This window comes from Chryseobacterium sp. GP-SGM7 (genome assembly GCF_049166575.1).
GTDB lineage: Bacteria > Bacteroidota > Bacteroidia > Flavobacteriales > Weeksellaceae > Chryseobacterium.
This window is the reverse complement of sequence record NZ_JBMHFF010000001.1, coordinates 1242208-1263561: the sequence shown is the minus strand read 5'-3', so window position 1 is coordinate 1263561 and position 21354 is coordinate 1242208. Positions and strand designations below refer to the sequence as shown.

Sequence of the window (21354 nt, the reverse complement as noted above, 5' to 3'; positions counted from 1 at the left end):
CTTCTTGCAGATTATTATTTTTGTGATTTTGAGTCAATTCCATTAATTGATATGTGATAAATTAAACCAGTTTGAATATCTAAATTTTTAAAATTTATTTCACTTTCATCTGAAGACTTTTCAAACCTGATTCGTCAGATGTTCCGCCGTAGAAAATAGTGTAGTTGCCTGCTTTTGGAGCCAAATCATCCACTTTTTCATCATAAAATTTGAAAGAATCATTAGAAACTGTAAGCTGAACATTTTTGGTTTCACCTGCTTTGATGAAAACTCTTTCGAACGCTCTCAAAGTCTTTACTGGTGCAGAAGCATCGTTATTTCTTTCCACATAAACTTCTACCACTTCTTCGCCGTCACGTTTTGAAGTATTTTTAACGGGAATGGTAACCGTCAGATTTTCAGCTGTATTGATGGTATTTTTACTCAATTTAGCATCACCGTAATTAAATTGAGAATAACTCAACCCGTGTCCGAAAGCATACAGTGGTTTCTCAGTCATATAACGGTACGTTCTTCCGACCATATCGTAGTTTTCGAAACCTTGGTGTTTACTGGTTTTTGAAAGATTATTGTCCAATTGTGCCAGATTTTTATAAAATGTAATTGGCAATTTTCCTGACGGATTGTAATCACCTGCCAAAACATCTGCCACAGCCGTTCCACTGGATTGTCCGCCGTACCAAGCATTCAGCAAAGCATCATAATTTTTTTCGTCCTGCTCCAAACCTAACGAACTTCCTGTGCAAAGAACGAAAACGACAGGCTTTCCTGTTTTTCTTAATTCTGCCAACAATTCACGCTGAACTTTTGGAAGATCAATTGAAGTTTTATCGCCACCTTTGAAGCCTTCTGCGCTCACCAACATTTCTTCGCCTTCCAGACTTGGAGAAAGTCCTCCAGCAAAAATAATAACGTCTGCATTTTTCACTTTTTCCTTTACTGAAGCGAAATTCACAGGGTCTTTTCTGTACACATCGAAAGTGATGCTCACATATTTTCCTTTTTGGGTGTGGCGCAATTCGATGTCATATTCCTTCCCTTTTTCCATTTTTACAGGAAATTCTGAAGGGTGTCTTGCATCGGGACCTTTTCTGGTGGCGATTTCTTTTCCATCAACAAAAAGCGTATAAACATCTGACGTTGAAGGCGAAAGAATTACATCGCCGGTGTAAGAACTTTTGAAAACGCCCGAAATAATCGCCGAGGTATTTTCTCTTCCCACATTCGGGGCAAGCTGAGTTCCGCTAAAACTATTGTAGTTGATTCCTGTTTTGTTCACAGAAATATTGGCAGATTTTCCTTTGAATTCATTATTGTTGAAAAACTCCACTTTCATACCTTTCTCACCATTTTTCTGGCTTAAAAAGTTTTGATAAAGTGAAGTTCTGGAAGATGGATCGGCAATTTCAGTCCCTTTTTCATAAATAATTTCGGCATTTGGAAATTTAGCTTTAATTCCACCCAAAATCGTTACGATTGAAGAAGGCGTTCCGTTGTAATTTCCCAACTGCATCAATCCGTCATCAGCGTTTGGACCGACTACGGCGATTTTTTTAATATTTTTATTTAAAGGCAAAACATTATTTTCGTTTTTCATCAGCACGATTGATTTTTGTGCCATTTTTAGAGCCTGTTTTTTATGCTCTTCAGAATCCACAACAGTATATGGAATTGAGTTCCAGTGAACGGAAGATTTCGGGTCTAGCATTCCCAGTTCAAACCAACCTTTCAGGATTCTTCTCATTGAAATGTCGAGGTCTTTTTCTGTGATTAAACCGCTTGCTAAAGATTTGTTTAAATTATTGTAGGTGTCTCCACATTCCAAATCTGTGGAATGTTTCAAAGCATCTGCAGCCGTACTTTTTTCGTCGGGATGTGTTCCGTGATATTGTTTTTGGTAGAAATCTGCCAAAGCCCAGCAATCCGAAACGACCATTCCATCGTAGTTCCATTTTCCACGAAGAATTTCGGTTAATAAAGTATTGTTCGCACAGCAAGGTTGACCGTCGAATGCATTGTAAGCGCACATCACTTCCCTTACATTTCCTTCCAGAACCAATGCTTTGAAAGCCGGAAGATAGGTTTCATACAAATCTCGTTTAGAAACTTCGGCATTGTAAGAATGACGATTCCATTCCGGGCCGCTGTGAACGGCGAAATGTTTGGCGCAGGCGTGCGTTTTAAAATATTTCGGGTCATTTCCCTGCAAACCTTTAACCGCAGCAACGCCTAAAACTGAAGTCAAATAAGGATCTTCACCATACGTTTCCTGACCTCTTCCCCATCTTGGATCACGGAAAATGTTGATGTTCGGTGTCCAGAATGTAAGACCTTCGTAACGTCCGGTTTTATTGGATTCATCGAAAGATTTATTGTATTTTGCTCTGGCTTCATCGGAAATCATTTCGAAAGTTTTCAAATGTTCCGGAACATCCCAGGTTGCCGCCATACCGATGGCTTGGGGAAAAACCGTAGCTGTTCCTGCTCTTGCCACGCCGTGAAGTGCTTCATTCCACCAACCGTAAGCAGGAATTTCCAAACGGGGAACTGCTTTGGAATTATCCATCATCATTCCTATTTTTTCTTCAACAGATAATAAACTGAGAAGGTTTTCGATTCTTTGTTCAACCGGAAGTTTTGGGTTTTGGAATGGATATCTGAAAGTTTGTGCCGATGAGAAGGCGCAGACAAATATTGATATATTAATGATTAGCTTTTTCATATGATTAGTGAAGTTTTTGATGGTAATTTTTAAAGAACAGCAAATTTTACCTGCTTAGTTTGATATATAAACAAAGATAAGATTCTTTTTATATAAATGTAAAAACAACACTTATTATTTTAAAATAATTTTTTTAATAATTAGGCAAAAAAATTAAATCCATCAAAATAAATTTTGATGGATTTGGAAAATTAATTGAATTAAATATTAGTGTTTAATAAATTTCTGTGAAATTATTTTTGTCCCGTTGGAAGAAACTTCAATAAAATAAACACCTGCAGCAAGTTCGCTGATGTCAATACGGTTTTTTCCAGCTGTCATTTTCAATCCTGATTTTATTAATCCACCTCTTGAATCTAAAATATTTGCTGTTGCATCTTTTGTTTTTAATTCAACAAAAATTTCCGATTTGGCAGGACTTGGATAAACTTTAACCTCATCTTTTCGCAGAATATTATTTTCTGCAACTAACACAGCGAAATTTAATGGAAGCATAGCCGCCGTATAGGTATTTTCTTCTGTAAGATAAGCACGGAATGGATTAATCATCGGTTCACTTCCTGCTGAAACCTTATAAAAACCTGTTACTCCATTTTCTGTCTTTAAAACATAGCTGTTTGCCGGAACTTTGATGGTATGATAAACGCCATTCATCTGATTCACAGTAATCGCTTTGGGTGTAGAGACATTTCCTGTTCCGGTAAAGGTAATATTTCCTGTTGCATTCACGATAACCGGAGTATTGGCAGGAATTATTCCGGTAGAAATTCCTGAACATGATATTCCTGCAGAACCTGGTGTCATCAGATAAACGTTTACGCCTGAAGGAATGTTTGCTTCAAAAGGTAATAACAGGACTTCGTAGCCATTGATGACTCTGCTGTAAGTGGCTGCAGTTGCCGAAAAATTAAACGAAACCTGAAAATCTTTTCCTGAATCAGATAATGTAAGGGTATTACAGATATTTCCGGACACAACATTTGTATTTGTGTTAGCTACAGAATTATTAATGTAGAACAAACTGTTTAGATTTTGAGAAGAATTTATCCAGTTTGATGTTGAAGTAATTCCGGTAACATTTCTAAAGTCTAATGATGTGTAATATTCATTTTCAAGCGCATCCATAAGATTGCTGTCGGTAGAAGTATAGGCCGCATCAAATTTTGCTGCTCTTTCGTTTCCTACATTAAAATAAACATCACCAAGGTTAAAAGTTAAAATTGAACTGAAATTTCCGCTTCTTAAACCTAAAATCCCTTTACATCCAAAAGGAAGTGTGGAGCGGGAAAGGTCAAAAACAAGATTGAAGCTTCCTGATCCCGGTGCAGGAAGTGTAATGCTTCCGTAATTGTAAGATCTCACCACATTACTGTTATCAACATAATAAAGCGTTGTATTTGAAGAAGACTGGCCCAGTGTTGTTGTATAACTCAGAACATTAATAATCAGTTTATTATAACGGTCATTTAATGCTAGATATCCATTAGAATCTGATGTATTGGAACTGATTAATGGTGTCGAATTATAAAATGTAACTGTTTTCCCGGATAATTGATATCCGATCCCAAAAGCAGGATTTGTAGTGCTGAGTGTTTCAATTTTGTTGTAATGTACCTCAGTTCCCGTCATTGTTGAAACGGGTCTGTCTCCACTTTTATTAAAAACAAAAGTCATCACACTTGAAGGATTTACCGTAATTTGTGGTCGAAACGTATCGGCAGGAAACGTAAACGGAGCCGAAACCATATCAGATGTTTGCGAAGTCGTTGTACTTGCTCCTGAATTTGTAAAGAACGGCAGATCCGCTTTAAGATTATAAGTGTTTGCAGATGAATTAATGACTACCAATGTAATCTGATTCCCATCCTGAGAAATATAAGATGATCCTTCCAGTAAACCATTGGCTACTTCCCACTTGGCATCAATTCTCTTTTTACCGGTTGTGGTTTTTGCAAACTGTGACAAAATATAACCTCTTTTTGTCATCTCACCGGCAACAGTTCCGTTGCTACCGTCACCCATCATACCGTAGTATCTTTTTGAAGCATAATGAACCCATGCATTCACATTTCCGAGCATCGCATTGTTGACCGCTCTTGCAAAAGAAAAACCGTCAATAGACCAGCTGAAATCTCTTGCCGGAACACTTGTATTTGAATTCCAGTTAATCAGATATTCCGTTTGCCAGATCTGTTTGTTATTGTTTTGAAACTGCTTGTAAACAGACTGCATGTTTCCATATTGGTGTCCTCCATAGACTTCGAAATTAGCCATGGTTGCTGTATTTAAAAATGCATTGGCAAAATTATCGGTGAAACCCACACTTTCAGGAGCGATCACATTGCAGTTAATCAATTGACCGTAATCTCTCACAAAATTTGCAATCTGCGTCGGTGTCCAGATGCAGCCTGCATATTGTGCCATCTCATCCGGCTCGTTTTGAATCGAAATATAATCGAGCGTTACTCCATTGGTGGCAAGATATGTCACGAAACTGTTCAGGTGTAAAGCGTAATCCTGATAATGTTCAGGTTTCAGATACCCGATTTGTTGTACGCCATTGGCATCAGTAAAAACCGCATTTGAATGGTTATTGGTTTTCCACGTCGCAGGCATTGTCCATGGGCTTGCAAAAACAATCAGTCCCATTGCTTTTGCCTGCTGTGCCGTGGCCAAAACCTGTGGCCAGTTGGCAGGATCTTCCGGAATATACAACCTCAAGATGTTATACCCCGCATTAGTAGTACCTGTTCCCCAGAGTTTCTGAATTTCTGTGGGTGTCATGTGATTATAAGCAAACTGCGGACTACAGACAAAACCTCCAAATCCTGTAATATTCTGATAAGCAATAGTTTTATCAATTTTTACTTTTGCAGGCAGCACTGTTTGTGCATTTACAAATTGATTGCAGATGATGCCTACCGCCAATGCGAGCATCCGGTTTAAAATTTTTCTCATAATAATTTGAATTAAGTGATTTGAATAATATCTTTAGGTTTTAAAGATTCATGGTTAAGAGTTTTTTTAGGTTTATTTGACGTTAAAACCACTTTCCGGCGCTCCCAGATAACTAGGCTTTAATCCTCCAGTGTTGATGAGTATTTTCTCCAAAACAATTCCCGGTTCCAGAACTCTGAAACGTAATGTGTGTTTTCCGGGTTGTGAAATCTGATGCTTGGTCATTGATTTAATGATATGTTCAGACTGCCATCTTCCAAGTTCGCCTTTGTAATGTCCGTTGAAATTGACGATTTGTGGAGACTGTCCGTCGAAAGAAATTTCGTAGCGTAAACCTTTGTTATGATTATAATTTAAAGTTGGAGCTAATAATAACTGCACTTCAAACTCACCTTTCGATTCAAAATTAATATCGTATTCCAAATAAACGTTTTCATCAGTTTTGGGATATGCATTTTGTGGAAAAGTCGTTACACCCGATTTTGTTTTCCCGAAATCAGGGATCACTTCCCAATGAATTCGGTCTGAATCATTTTTTCTGATAAAATTCTCAGCTTCAATGGAAACATAACCTTTTTTCTCCTGAAATACTTTATCTTTTGAAGCGTTATCATCATAAACGTAAGTCACCTGAGGCATAATATTTTCTTTGGAATCATTCCAATTTTTATAACCGATTCTCATCTGATCCATCATATGCTGCCACTTTCCTCCGGCAATTACATTGTTATACTGATTGTCTAAATAGGCATTTCTGTCAAAATATTCTTTTACTTTATCGGCATAATAATTGGCTTTTAAGTCATATTTGGCAGCCAATTCTCTATTTTTCGCAACGGCGTAATACATTTCGTACAAATTACTGCACGCATCAATCGGATATAAAACCAGCTGATAATATGCATCCTGATATTCTGCCGGAATCTGTTCTTTCAGTCGTAAAGCTTCTAAAGTCAACGCCCGATAATCATTCAAAACCGTTTCGAATTCATCATAATTTTCAAGGCTGAATGTTTTGCTGTCCAGCGTTTCCGGTGTTACACGGCGGTTGTATTTGGCATAAAGATTAATCATTCTGGCAATTTCCTTGGCGTGTTTTCCACCAAACTGCTGAGCCGACCATTTTTCGGTGTATTGTAAAAGGTTTTTGGAGTTAAACTGTTTCGGATTCCAGGCCATTTCTAAGAAAAAGCTGATTGGGAATTCCATTGGTTTCAAATCACCCACATTCACGACCCAAACTTTATCCACTTTATGCTCATAAGAAAGATTCATCTGCTCCCAAACTCGCTGAATCGGGTTGATGTTAATCCACTTAGAATTTCTCGGTCCCCCTACATAATCAAAATGGTAATACATTCCGTAACCGCCTTTGTGCAAAGGTTTCGAAAGGTCCGGAAGTTTTCTCACATTACCCCAATTATCATCACAAAACAGCAAAATCACATCATCGGGAACGCGCATTCCTTTGTCGTAATAATCCTGAACTTCTTTGTACAAAGCCCAAACCTGCGGTGTTTTATCGGCTCTTTTCCCGGTCACATCAGCAATGATTTTCCGCTGGTCAGTCACCACTTTTTCAAGAAGTGAAATGTTGGTTCCCTCTCCCATCGCTTCGTCGCCGTCGCCACGCATACCAACAGTCACCAGTTTTTCCCAGTTTTTACTTCTTTCCAGTCCTGATCTCCAGAATTCTTTTAAAACTTTTTCATTTTTCGAATAATCCCAGACGTTCGGGAGATTATTTTTCTTGATGTAACGATGCCAATCGGTCTGTGCCAAAGCCATCGGTTCGTGGTGCGAAGTTCCCATCACAATTCCCATTTCGTTGGCCAAAGGTCCGCTCAAAGCATCGTCGTCATAAAACGCTTTTCCCCACATCGCAGGCCAGATGTAGTTGCCTTTCATCCTTAAAATCAGTTCAAAAACTTTCTCATAGAATTTAGAATTGATTCCACCAAAAGTCGCTCTTGCCCAACTTCCCAATGAAGGTTCTTCGTCATTCAGGAAAATCCCGCGATATTCCACAGCCGGTTCTCCATCGGTATAAATTCCTTTTTTGAAGTATAAATTTTCCTTCGCCGAAACCGGAACATCTGCCCAATAATACCACGGCGAAACACCAATCTGCTGAGACATTTCGTAAATGCCGTAAATTGTTCCACGCTTGTCGCTTCCCGCAATGACAATAGCTTCGGAAATTCCGGGAAATGGATTGCTGACATTTTGAATGATGTATTTTTCGTTTTTCCCGGTTAAAGATTTTCCGTCGATTTTCTTTTGTCTGATTAAATCATCAACCATCGATTTTGTTCCGACCGTTCCGATGATAATCAGAGGCGAATTCATTCCTGAAATTTGATTCAAAATCGTGGGCTGAGTTCCCGTGACTTTCTGAAAATCAGTTTGCAGATTTTTCACGGCTCTTAAAATTCCATTGCCAATTCCAGCATTGGTAAAAATGGAGAGACTGACAGATTTTTCTTTTAAAACAATGTTTTCTGATTTTTTTTCTGTGCTGATGAACGGTTCTGTTGCATTGATCTGCAGACAATATCCGAATAAGATGACGAGAAAAAATATTTTTATTCTATTCATAATCTTTTATTTTTACGTTATCCAAACCTTCAAGGTTTTAAAAATCTTGAAGGTTTAATTGTTATTAATTTCTCAAAACAAAACCACCATTCGGCTGAATTTCTACATTGAAATCTCCTTTAGCATTAACTTTCACTTGTTTTTCGGCTGAATTTCCCTGAGCATCATCATTAATAAATTTCACCGTTTTGCCAGCAAACATCGGAAGATTAATTTTCAGTTTCTTAACCGTTTTTTCTGCATTGATTCCAGCCACATACCATTGATTCTGATGTCTTCTGGCAATCACTGAATATTTCCCGGGATAACCGTCAATGAACACTGTTTCGTCCCAAAGCGTCGGGATTTCTTTCATAAAATCAAGCTGGAATTTCGGTACGTCGCTCAGGTTATTCGGCATCACAGCAAACATCTGTACCGGATTTTGAAACAGAACCGTCGTTGCCAACTGGAAACTGTCTGTGGTGTATCTTTTATTTTTATCCTTATTGGATTTAGTTAAATATTTGTTGAGGAAAGTCCCGCCAAATTCCATACTTCCGACCGTGTTTCTGATGAACGGATGCAAGGTCGCAAAAAATGCTTCCTGTTTGCGAACATCTTCCGAAAAATAGAGCATTTCTGAGGCTAAAACCGCTTCACTTCCGGCATAATTCGGGTACATTACTTCCCAACCTCTCGGCAACGTCGCCCCGTGGAAAATGATGGTCAAACTAAAATCGTTGGCATCCGACAGAATATCTTCATACAGACGCATCGTTTCCTGCTTGTCGCCACCGAAGAAATCTACTTTCAGACCTTTTACACCGATTTCTTTCAGCCATTTCATTTCTTTTTTACGCTCAACCGCTGAACTCATTTTGTTTCTTGGTCCCATTGGCGCATCATTTGAAGAACCATTGGAATTGTACCATAAAAGAACATTAACATTCTTAGATTTTGCGTATTGAATAAGGTCTTTCATTCTTTCTTTTCCAATGTTTTTGTCCCAAAGTGCATCCATTAAAATGTAATCATAACCAAGTTTTGATGCTAAATCGATAAAGAGACTCTGGTCTTCGTAGTTCATACTGTTGTCCTGCCACAGAATCCAGCTCCACGTCGATTTTCCGTAAGTGTATTTTTGTGAAGGCTCGTACATTGGCTCAACCACATCAAAAGGAATCGTAGTTTCAACAATTGGTTTCAGAGAATCGCCAATCGTGATGGTTCTCCAGGGTGTTTTTCCAGGAAGCGAAATGGATGCTCCCGTACTTCCGAAACCATTATTTTCCGCCATATTCGGATAAGCGACTTTGTAAAGATTCTTTTCTGAAGTCGTATTCAAATGAGAAGCGCAGTACAAACTGTTCACGCCTGTTTCAGACAATAAAATCCAGCCATCATTTCCTATGTGAAATAAACCTGGGAAAACATAACCATAATCAGCTTTTGCTCCCAATTCTGCATCGGCTTTATATCCACTTTCGTAGCTTGGTGCAGTTCGTGCAAAACCGGTCATCGGTTTCATCATCGGCGATAGAAAAGTTGTGGTTTGAGATGGAAATCTGTAACCTGTAATTTCTGATTGTATAACTGCGCTCAGACGCTCTTTCATCGGTGCAATATCGTATCTGAAAGCCACATTATTGTTGCTGATTTGAAACTCAATTCCGATAGTAAACTGGTCTGAATTGATAAAATTTACCATTAAAGAATTGGCATTATAATCAACCCCCGATTTTTTGATTTTTTCGTTTGAATATTTTTTAAAAACCTTGTCTTTTTTGCTGTCTATGTATTTCAGATTTTTAGAAAAATCAGACTCATTGGTGATTAAACCTAACGGAGATTTGTCCAGCATTGGCTTTCCCTGAAAAGTTACAGCGTATAACGCATTTCCATTTTCAGAAAAAACATTCAGTTTCAGTTTTCCATCTGGACTTGAAACTTCTGCAACCTGCGCCGAAAAAGTATTGAGCAAAAGAATGCTCAGTATGAATGATAGCTTTAAAATAAATTTAGTCATAATTAATTATTTTCAAGAAATGTCCAAAAATCGAAAAACATAATGTCTTTTTCTACTTTTCCGTTAAAGACAAAATAGAGGTCGTGAACGCCTGTAATTTTTTCTTTCAATTCGGTTTTTACATTTTCCCATCGGTCGTCTCCTCCGGTCAGCGGAACTTTGACCGTTGCAATTGTTTTTCCGTTAAAACTGTCCAAACGTACATCCATTGTCACTTCGCTGTTATGCGTTGTACCCACTCTTGCCGAAAAATTAACCGGACCTTTTTTACCGAAATCAACACTTTTGACACTCGTGTAAGCACCATTTTTCTTTGCTTTGATGAAAACGCCGGCTTCTTTATTCTGATAAGATTTTACATTTTCCGACCACGCAATCATTTCCGCCTGATTGAAGGAGTAAGGATTGACCGTAGCGATGGCTTTTGTAATATTATTGGTCATTTTGAAAGGCGAAACAGAACCGTCTTTGTTGAATTCCATTTCCTGAACGCTGACTGAACGGGTAAATCCGCTTCCTCCCGGTAACGCTCCGTTGTGATAGAAAAAATACGTTTTGCCTTTAAAATCAATCACACCGGGATGATTGGTAAATGATTTGCCTTCGGTTGGCATCACGATTCCGCCGTATTTCCACGGACCTTGCGGATTTTTGCTGGTGGAATATCCGATGAATTCAGGAAGCGGACCGCCCGGCCAAAAGAGGTAATAAAGATTTTTTCTTTTGTACAGCCAAGGTCCTTCTTCATATTTTGTCGGTCTTTCTGGGTTTTCTTTTCCATCTCTTTTTCCGAAAGATTCTGAAGTCATCGGAACTTCAACAATATTGCCGGAATAGGAAATCATATCCTGGTTCAGCTTAACCATTTTAAGTTTGGGATTTCCCCAATACATATAGGCTTGACCGTCGTCATCAATAAAAACCGTCGGATCAATATCGCCCCATTCGCTCTGTACCAAAGGTTTCCCAAGCGGATCGTGAAAAGGACCAAACGGACTGTCGCCCACTGCAACGCCAATCGCTCCTTTGTTATTGGTTTTTGACCACATCGGAACGTATATAAAAAATTTGCCATTTCTTTCGATACATTGCGCCGCCCACGCATCACGTTTTGCCCACTCAAAATCTTTGTAGGAAAGAATCGTTCCGTGATCCGTCCAGTTTACCATATCGTTGGTGGAATATACTTTCCAGTCGTTCATCGTAAACCAGGTAGAATCGTCTTCGTCGTGCGTGGTGTAAACGTAAAGCCTTTCGTTGTAAACCATCGGAGCGGGATCAGCGGTGTAATTGGTCTGAATAATCGGATTCTGAGATAATAATATTCCTGAACAACCTACAATACAGATGTTTATGATTGATTTTATTGTCTTTTTCATATTTAATTCTTTGATTTTGGTTTTAATGATTGAACACTAATCCTACAAAGTTTTTTAATTATAGATACTTTAAGTTTCACAAAAATGCTGAAGCTTACAGAAATCTTAAATTCTCAATTAGAACTCAATGCAAAATGTTTATTTTATCAGGATTTGCGGAAATTGAGTATTTTTGATATTGGATTCGGCAGACATTTCAAGAACTATAAACTATGAAAATTTTATTGGTTGACAGGTTTAAAAATCAACTGGGAAAAGATGTATAAATCGTTTTTCCAGACTTTGAAATCGTGTCCTCCCGGTTCGATGTAAAAGATATGAGGAATTTTATTAGCCGTCAGATAATCACTGGTTCTCTTGCTGAACGGCATCAAACTGTCCTGGTCACCACAAGAAATAAAAAGCAGTTTTAATTCTTTTGCTTGTTGCGGATTTGGAAGTAATTGTTGCGGTTCTTTCGTATTCGGAGCTGATGAAAAAGCACCAACCCAAGCGAACTTATTAATATTTCCCAGACCGAAATTCAGGGTTTGTCCGCCTCCCATTGAGAGTCCGGCAATGGCGCGGTTTTCTCTGCCTTTTTTAACCGGATATTTTTTTTCTATTGCTGGAATCAAGTCTTTCAGCAAATCTTTTTCGAAGGTTGCGAAAGCTTCCACTTTATCTTTTGCCATAATATTTCCGGTGGCGCGGTCGTCTTTCATCGCTCTTCCGTTGGGTAAAACGACAATCATTGGCGTGAGTTTTCCCTGTGCGTATAGATTGTCTAAAATGATTTGAGGCGTTCCGTTTTTGTACCATTCTTTTTCGTCTCCACCAATGCCGTGAAGCAGATATACAACCGGGTATTTATTTCCCTTTTTATATCCCGGTGGTGTGTAAATCAAGGCTTTTCTTGTAGTTCCGACCGTCTTTGAAGCATATTGAATGGAATCGATTTTTCCGTGTGGAATATCTTTTTGCTCGACGTCAAAACCTTGCGGTGCCTGTCTGTCAGTATTTTGAGCGGAAACAAACAGTCCCGACAACAAAAAAGCTAAAGTCAATATCTGTGATTTTTTCATATGTAGTTATTTATGGTTTTTATTGCCATATGTAATCGCTTTCTCTCCATTGGCTTTTGCAGTTTCAAATGATGGCGATTTCATATATTTTTATTTGTAATTTTTACACTTATTAATTTAGGCAAAAAAATAATTCCGGCAATGGTTTATCTTTTTTCAATTTTATTGTTAATTATTGATGTCATCATTAACAGGTCGCCTCCACGAGGCTTTGCTTTGATGACATCTTTTTTCTATTAACAGTTTTCTCCAACGGAGCTATTTTTGATTGTTTTATTCTATTTTTTCTTCTATGACTTGCCACATATACCACCTTTGTTTTTAAATGAAGTTTTTTAAGTATTATAACACTGTTTTACATCTACTATCTTAAATTAATTTTCCATCAGGGAAACTCCGGCGGAGTTTTATCTGTGTAGATATAAATATTTATAGCTGGGTGCATTCCGTAGGAACGCTATCTCTAGTACTAAATCTGAATATAGCGATCCTACGGATTGCACCTTGCCTGATTCTACATTTCTTCTACACAGATTCTGCTCCTAAAGGAGCATCTTATCATTTTTTTGATTAAAATATTCTTTTACTTTAAACAACTTTTATTTTATAAATCTGATACTTTCCAAAGGTTTGGCTTTTTATAATTTTACCTACGAATAATCATTGAAAACCTTTCGTTTTGGCTAACACAGAATCTCAAGCTATAAAAAAAATTTCCCTTACTCCGAGCTTTTACTCACTCTGAAAAAATCAACATCTACAAAACCACCCAGATTTTTCGTTGCATAGTTAAAAATCGCAAACTTAGAACCCATAAAAAATCTTCGGTAATCGAAAATCATTTTGTAGTCTTTCGCCATTTCCGTCCAGTTTTTTTGGTCGGTGCTGTATGAAAAATTAGCCAAATCTTTTCCGAGGTTAAAATCGGAGTCAATTTTAAAATACACCTTGTCTGAGTTTAACGGAAATCTCTTCTTTTCATCTTTTTTAACGCCCGTAATCGCCTTCGTTTTATTGTCTAAACTGACTTCATCCGTTTCAAAAATGACAAACTTTTTATTCCCTTCCATCACCACCGACAAAATCCCGGAATCACCGTTGAATGCGCTGAAACCTGTGGCATCACCATCTTTCATCCCTTTCACATCAAGAGCAACAATAGCGGTTGATTTTGGACCTTCCATTCTTTGAGTCAAGGTATTTGGAGCAAGGTAAAGATTATCGACTACCCTACTGGTTTTCAGCCTTAAATAGCCTTTTCTGTCTGCCAAAGACCAAGCTTCGTTGACTGGATTATGATTCCATTGCCACTGGATTTTCATCTTTTTTCCGGAAAACTCGTCACTTTCTACCAAATGATTTTTTGGTTGGAAGGTCGGAAGCGAAATTTCTCCTGTCAAAGGTACTTTTCCGTTGTCGCCTAAAACCGGCCAGCCGTTTTCCCATTTTACGGGAATCAAAATCGGGACACGCCCAACTCCATTTCTGTCCTGGAAAATCAGTGAATACCAGTTTCCGATTTTGTCGTCAATCAAAGCACCTTGTCCGGCGTAGGAAAATCCAAGGAAGTTGTCTTCAAGAATGATTTTTTTCTCGAAAGGTCCGGTTACTTTATCGGCTCTGTACATTTCCTGACGGCGTTTTCCACCTTTCGGCCAGGAAATCATCATCATATAATATTTTCCGTCTTTCTTAATAATTTGATTGCCTTCCAACAATCCCGTTTCCGAAGCATCTTTCTGAAAAACTTCTGTTCCATCCTGATTTCCGATAATGGTTTTAAAATCTGGACTCAGCTCAAACACTTTGTTAGACGTGTACACATAAACTCTGTCGTCATCGTCAAAAAGCAAAGATGCATCGTGAAAATGTCTGGTTCTGGTCAGCAGTTTCCAGTTGCCTTTTTCAGGATTATCGGAAACATAAAAATAGGATTTGAAAGGTTCGTCATTCGGTGAAAATAAAACATAATATTTTCCTTTGTGAAAACGGATGGACGATGCCCATTGTCCGCGTCCGTAAACGCTTCCGTTGAGCAAATCGTATTTAGAATTGTCTGTTAATCTGTCAAAAACGTAGCTCGACATTTCCCAGTTGACCAAATCTTTGGAGTGCATTACCGGAGCGCCAGGCATCAGGTGCATTGTGGTACTAATCAGATAAAAATCGTCGCCATTTCTTGTGATTGACAAATCCGGTGCATCTGCCCAAATAATTGGGTTTCTGAATTTTGTCGTTTGCGATTTCTCAACAGGATTTACCTGAGCTGAAAGGAGATTCAGCCCGATAAATCCGAAAAGAGAAAATATATAAAATGGTTTATTAATTTTCACGGTTTTGAATTTGATGTTATTAAACAAACCTTCAAGGTTTTTGAAACCTTGAAGGTTTAAAATTAATTAGGCACAATATCGTTTGACGAAGTGCTGTACAGACCGATTAAACTTCCTGTAAAACCGCCTGCAACATCCGTTGAAAGAATATCGCCGGAAACCGGTCCGCCCAGATTTTTGAAGTTTTTACCGTCTAAAGAATAATTAAAACTGATGTTATCTTTTTCTCCAACAGCCTGGAATTTAATCGTCTTCGACAACGAAATTTTCTCGCTGGAAATCAGTTTTGAACTTCCTTTTTCGGTTCTTTCCAAAACGATATAGAACTCTTTGTCTTTCTTCGTAACACCGAAAACATAATTAAATGTTTCACTTTGATAGAGCGTGATTCCAGATAATTCTTTGTCAGATTTTGGTTTGTAATCTAAAGTTACTGACGTTTCAAAATCTTCGTGCTGTAATCTGTGGAACAAAGACGAAATCGGAGCCAAAGCTTTGATATTGGTTTCCATAGGATTTACTTTTACACCCGTTTTTGTAGCTGTGACGAAATTTTCACGTGGCCCACGCATCGCAATCCAGCGGAAATCGAGATTTTTATCGGTTAATTTATCGTTATAAGTGAAGTTTCCATTCGGGAAAAATCCGGTTTGTCCGGTTTGATTTTTCACCCCTTCCGGCATTTTTAATTTTGGTTTCATCGGAACCAAACCGTTTTGGAAAACAGGATATGTTCCGCTCCAGTCAACCGGAAGAATAAAAGTTTCTCTACCGTGATTTACACGTCCTTTTTCGTTGGGACGAATAGCTAAAAACACACCGTACCACTGTCCGTTTGGACCTTCCACCAAATCGGCGTGACCTGCCCAATCTACTTTTTCCTTTCTATCTTTAGGAAAATATCTTTGTGTCAGAATCGGGTTATTTTTAGCGGGAATAAATGGTCCTTTTGGAGAATCTGACATAAAAATAACTTCGCTATGGTTACCTCCGGTTCCACCTTCGGCGCACATCAAATAATATTTTCCTTTGAATTTGTATAAATGAGGACCTTCTATCCAGATTGGTTTTTGAGAAAGGTCAACCCCTCCATTGACGATAATTTTGTCTGAACCCGTCACAACCTGGTCTTTTTCCAAATCGTAATCCCACATTTTGATAACGCGGTGACCCTGATACTGCTCGGTTCCTTTTGGTGGAGCATCGTTGTGAACAATGTAGGCTTTCCCGTCATCATCGAAGAAAATCGCCGGGTCGATTCCGTCGAAATTTAATTTTTGAACTTCGCTCCAGCCTTTTGCCGGATCTTTGGTTTTCACGACCATATTTCCGACTTCACCCGCAATCTGCGTGGTAATCATATAAAATGTATCGTTGAATTTGTTGTATTTGATGTCCGGTGCGTAAATTCCCTGAGAAACTCCGCCTTTTTCTACTTTAAGTTGAGAAGGTCTGTCGAGAACATGGCCTACCTGCTTCCAATTGACCAAATCTTTAGACGTGAAAATCGGAACGCCGGGAAACATTGAAAATGATGAGTTGACCAAATAATAATCTTCACCTTTTTTGGTGATACTTGGGTCGGGATAACAGCCCTGAAGAATCGGAGAATAGAATTCGTCTGATTTTAAAGGATTGTCACTGTATATTTTGTCGTTTCCTTTGTATTGAAAATCGGTGAAAATCTGCGCTGATAAACCGGTTACAGAAAATAAAGCTAAAGTGGCAAAAATGCTGGTTTTGTTTTTCAGAAAATTGGGATTCATCGTTATCTTTTTCATATCTCGGTATTTATTTTTTTAACAGTCATATGTTATCGCCAAATCTTTATTGGTACTTATTTTTAAAGTTTTTAATGGCGATTTCATATATAATTTAGATATTGATTTTATTGTTGAACCCTTGCAGGATTCGTGGTTTGTTTTTTCTTTTTTCCTCAGGTTTTACCTGTGGCTATTGTTGTTGAATCCTCGGCTTCTTATTTTTTTTATCAAGTCGCCTCTACGAGCCTTTAATTGCAATGAGACTATATTTAATTCAACACTTGGAAAGACTTGATAATAATTTTGTATTATGAAATTGATTTTTGAAACCAAAAAAATAATTTTTTAAAAAGCAAGACCTTAAAATTTAAATTTAAAAAGGCCTTGCTTACTATATGAAGAAAATAATTTTTAAATTTTAAACACCACTGAATGCGCTAAAACCACCATCAACAGGCAACAATGCACCAGTAATAAAACTCGCAGCATCTGAACAAAGAAATTGTACAGCGCCGTTCAGTTCTTCAACTTCACCAAATCTCTGCATTGGTGTTTTGGTAATGACTTTTTTGCTTCTGTCTGTCAGAGAGCCATCTGGATTCAGCAAAATAGCACGGTTTTGATCACCGATGAAAAATCCGGGAGCCACCGCGTTTACACGAATTTTGTCACCAAATTTCAGTGCTAAATCTGAAGCTAACCATTGGGTAAAATTGGTAATCGCCGATTTTGCCGCTGAATATCCTGCCACTCTTGTAATCGCCGAATAGGCCGCCATCGATGAAATATTGACAATACTTCCACTTCCCTGTTCTGCCATAACTTTTCCGAAAACATAGCTTGGATAAACGGTTCCATTGATATTCAGGTTTGTCACCTCATCCCAACCGCTCATATTCATATCGAAAAATGATTGTTCGGGAGACAAAGTTGCGGTTGGGATATTTCCCCCGGCAATGTTAAGTAAAATGTCTATTTTCCCATATTTTTCAATGATTTTTTTTGACGCATTTTCAAGACTTTCGATATCCATTACGTTGGCTTCTACTGCGAAAGCGTCGCTTCCTAAATCGGTCAGTTCTTTCAAGCGGGCGTCCAGAGTTTCCTGATTTCTGCCAACTGCAATAATTTTTGCTCCTGCTTTAATGAAACTTTTTGCCAGACTTCCGCCCAGAACCCCAGACGCGCCAGTGATGACCGCTACTTTATCTTTTATGCTGAATATTTCGTTCATTTTTTATTAGTGATAAATGATAATTGATGAATATTTTTCCATAGGTTTCACCTATGGCTGTTCATATTGAATTCTTCGGATTCTTTAATTTGATTCAGAACTGACAGCTGCCATCACACCGTCTATCTGACCTAAAGCCAACATTCTTCCCAAGAAAGAGTAACCGGGATTGTAACCTTTGTCAATATCTTCTGACAACAGTCTTCCGTGGTCGATTCTCATGGGCAAATCCGGATTTTCTTTTTCGAAAACTCGGATAACGTCAATCAGTTTTCCTCTTCCGCCTAAATGATGTGCCTCGATAAAGTCTCCGTTTTCAAAAACGTTGGTGCTTCTTAAATGAACAAATTTTGTTCTGTGGGCATATTTTTGAGCTAATTTCGGAACGTCATTCTGCAAATTGGCACTCAAAGAACCTGCACAAAATGTCAATCCGTTGTGAGGATTATCTACTGCGTTTAGGAACCAATCGATGTCGTCTTCATTGGTTACGATTCTTGGCAAACCAAGCAATGCAAATGGCGGATCGTCTGGATGAACACACATTTGAATGTTCCATTCTTCGCAAACCGGCATAATTTTTTCGAGGAAATATTTTAAATTTTCACGAAGTTGATTTTTATCAATTCCGTCATACAAAGCCAATAAATTATTGAATTTTTCTACCGGATTTGAATCGCCTTCTTTGATATTTCCGTTGACGAAACCCTGCGTTTTAACGATAACAGAATCAATCAAATCGTTGTTATCAACTTCTGTCAGTGTATTTTTTAATTCCTCAACTTTTTTAAGAATTTCAGGCGTATAATCTTTTTCTGCTCCATCTCTTTTCAGAATATGAATTTCGAAATAGGCAAATTTAGCCTTATCAAAATATAAAGATGATGAACCGTCTTTCCATTCGTGGAAAAGATCTGTTCTGGCCCAATCGAGAACCGGCATAAAATTATAGCAAACCGTAGTAACGCCTGCTTTACCAAGATTTTCGAGACTTTTGATATAATTTTCTATGAGTTGGTCTCTGTTTTCGCCTCCGTATTTGATAGACTCGCTCACGGCAAGACTTTCAACTACAGACCAACGAAGCCCATGACTTTCTATATAATTTTTATAATCATTTACAGCCTCCAAACTCCAGATTTCTCCATTTGGAATATCGTGCAGTGCAGAAACAATTCCTTCAACACCAATTTGTCGAAGTGTTTGTAACTTAATTTTATCGTTTTTCCCAAACCAACGCCAGGTTTTTTCCATAATACTTTAGAAATTTTAATTAAAACAAAGCAGGTGTAATGAATACACCTACTTTGCTGCTATTAATATGAATGTATTTTTGTTCTTTTTAATAACCAGGATTCTGGTATTTTGCTTTTTCATCAGCAGATGCTCCACTCATCGCATCGATTTGCCCTTGCGGAATTGGTCTCAGGTAATGGAATGACTGGATGTTACGTGTTACTGTCTGTGGTGTATGGTTTCCATAAGCAGTACCTCCGATTTTATAAGTAGCGGCATATTCTCCCCATTTTTGTGTACGTACTAAATCATACCATCTGTAAAACTCACCATAGTACTCACGCGATCTTTCTCCTAGGATATAATCAATGGTTACTGTTGAAGGAGTCGCTGCAATCATGGCCCCACTGTTATCAGCAATATATGTAGCATTTTGAGCATTATTAAACTTCCATTTTCCTGCTCTTGCACGGATAACGTTGATCAAATCTCTTGCACTCATTGTTCCTGATGCTCCTTTTACTGCAGCCTCTGCCGCGATAAAATAGAACTCAGAGAATTTTGCCACATTGAAAGGTCTTGTCAAACCTGCATTCGGATATCCTAGTCCATTCGGATCATCTGTACGGTAAGTTCCGATTTTCCACAGTCCAGGATAAACAATTCTGCTGATTCCATTTGGCGCAATTACCCAATCAGGTCTTCCAGGCAAGGTTCCTGCACCGACACCGTTTTGCCCTCCATCTGAAGGATAAGTTGGAGTCTGAGAGTCATCACTAAGGAAACTAAGAACAGCTCCTCCCGGCTGCACGGGTAAACTATTGGCGTTGTACAGAACAGGATTAGTAACTCCTGCTTTGTCCCAGTTTCCTCTGTATGTTGTTACAAAAGTACCGTCAAATCTCGAATCTGTTGTTTTATTAGCAAATGTATTCTGAATAACACCTATTGGAGGACACATACGTACCCACGGACGTCCCAACGATTGTGTTGCAGCACGTTGTACAGAGCTAACTGCAGCAAAGCTTGTTGCAGAACTGCTACTTTTCAGGTTTGTATAGTTCCATGTCTGCATCCATGCAGCAAAATTATCAGGAGCCCATCCGGAACCGAAACCTACAGGATCTGATTCGTTATAAAATACGCTGGACTGAGTATGATCTGCATATAACATACACTCGCTATTTCTATCATTCGACCCTACATTTACATCATAGAATGTAGGCTGTAAAGAATATGGGCCAGGAGTGCTTATTCCCTGCATAGCTGTATCATAAGCCTGTTGAAAATACCATTGTGCATTATGACCATCCGGATCAGTTCTCTGAGTTTCCGGATATGTTGGTATGCTATTGGGATTCTGCAACCACCATCCATAAGTAAGATATGCTTTTGCCAAGAACAATCTCGCTACATTTTTAGTTACTCCTCCGGTTACTCTTGGTGAAGCAGGTAAATTATCTACTGCTTTTTTCAGGTCAGGAAAAATTGCTCTTGTATAAACTTCCGGAACGGTATTTCTTTTGGAAGTAGTTACAGCATTGACATTCAGGGCAAGCTCTCCTGCTCCCAAATCCAATGGTACTCCTCCATAGGTCTGAACGAGCATGAAGTAATCGAATGCTCTAAAGAACCTTGCTTCTGAAATCAATGATTCCGATACCCCAAATTTTGGACCTCTTTCTACAATTCCATTTGCGGTGTTAATATAAGGAAAAACTGATCCCCAAATCATGCTGGGTGGAAAAGAAGCTGGTGTAACGTTACCATTTCCTGAAAAGTCGAGTTCCTTGAAGTTTCCATCTGCACTTTGTGCCCATGTAGATTCATCGGTACCATTCTGACAATTACTCATAAAATAACCGTTGCCATACAATAAGCGTAAACTTCTATATAAAGATGTAACACCTGCTGTAACTCCATCCGGAGTATTGAAATAATCAACAGTATAATTTGATCTTGGCTGCTCGTCCAGAATCTCATTACAGCTGGATAAGCAAAGTGATAAGAAGAATGCTCCTATAACTATTTTTTTATTAAACTTGATCATGATTTTGTA

The 21354-nt window shown here is 38.4% G+C and carries 11 protein-coding genes; all 11 read right to left on the bottom strand.

The window, feature by feature from the left end:
- Positions 1 to 94: 94 nt before the first annotated feature.
- The 11 genes from ACOOWA_RS05500 to ACOOWA_RS05450 all read right to left on the bottom strand — a co-directional run bounded on the left by ACOOWA_RS05500 (position 95) and on the right by ACOOWA_RS05450 (position 21345).
- Positions 95 to 2722, bottom strand: a complete 2628-nt coding sequence (locus tag ACOOWA_RS05500; protein ID WP_421373783.1) for a beta-glucosidase H — start codon at positions 2720 to 2722, stop codon at positions 95 to 97.
- 207 nt (positions 2723 to 2929) lie between these two features.
- Complete coding sequence (locus ACOOWA_RS05495; protein ID WP_421373782.1) at positions 2930 to 5680, bottom strand: T9SS type A sorting domain-containing protein; 2751 nt, start codon at positions 5678 to 5680, stop codon at positions 2930 to 2932.
- Positions 5681 to 5752: 72 nt separating this feature from the next.
- On the bottom strand, positions 5753 to 8278 hold the full coding sequence (locus ACOOWA_RS05490) for a glycosyl hydrolase 115 family protein (RefSeq protein WP_421373781.1): 2526 nt from the start codon (positions 8276 to 8278) through the stop codon (positions 5753 to 5755).
- Positions 8279 to 8342: 64 nt separating this feature from the next.
- On the bottom strand, positions 8343 to 10286 hold the full coding sequence (locus ACOOWA_RS05485; RefSeq protein WP_421373780.1) for a glycoside hydrolase family 97 catalytic domain-containing protein: 1944 nt from the start codon (positions 10284 to 10286) through the stop codon (positions 8343 to 8345).
- Positions 10287 to 10288: 2 nt separating this feature from the next.
- On the bottom strand, positions 10289 to 11665 hold the full coding sequence (locus ACOOWA_RS05480; protein WP_421373779.1) for a glycoside hydrolase family 43 protein: 1377 nt from the start codon (positions 11663 to 11665) through the stop codon (positions 10289 to 10291).
- 221 nt (positions 11666 to 11886) lie between these two features.
- Positions 11887 to 12729, bottom strand: a complete 843-nt coding sequence (locus ACOOWA_RS05475; RefSeq protein ID WP_421373778.1) for an alpha/beta hydrolase — start codon at positions 12727 to 12729, stop codon at positions 11887 to 11889.
- A 719-nt stretch (positions 12730 to 13448) separates the two neighbouring features.
- Positions 13449 to 15062: a glycoside hydrolase 43 family protein gene (locus tag ACOOWA_RS05470; protein ID WP_421373777.1), complete on the bottom strand. Its 1614-nt coding sequence runs from the start codon at positions 15060 to 15062 to the stop codon at positions 13449 to 13451.
- A gap of 62 nt (positions 15063 to 15124) precedes the next feature.
- Positions 15125 to 16843 (bottom strand): glycoside hydrolase family 43 protein, encoded by a 1719-nt coding sequence (locus tag ACOOWA_RS05465; RefSeq protein WP_421373776.1) that lies wholly within the window; start codon positions 16841 to 16843, stop codon positions 15125 to 15127.
- 400 nt (positions 16844 to 17243) lie between these two features.
- Positions 17244 to 18059 carry an SDR family oxidoreductase gene (locus ACOOWA_RS05460; RefSeq protein WP_421373775.1) on the bottom strand — a complete coding sequence of 272 codons (816 nt, stop codon included), beginning with the start codon at positions 18057 to 18059 and terminating at the stop codon, positions 17244 to 17246.
- 84 nt (positions 18060 to 18143) lie between these two features.
- Complete coding sequence (gene uxuA, locus ACOOWA_RS05455) at positions 18144 to 19313, bottom strand: mannonate dehydratase (protein WP_421373774.1); 1170 nt, start codon at positions 19311 to 19313, stop codon at positions 18144 to 18146.
- A gap of 88 nt (positions 19314 to 19401) precedes the next feature.
- Positions 19402 to 21345, bottom strand: coding sequence for a RagB/SusD family nutrient uptake outer membrane protein (locus ACOOWA_RS05450; RefSeq protein WP_421373773.1), 1944 nt, complete (start codon positions 21343 to 21345; stop codon positions 19402 to 19404).
- Between the last annotated feature and the right edge of the window lie 9 nt (positions 21346 to 21354).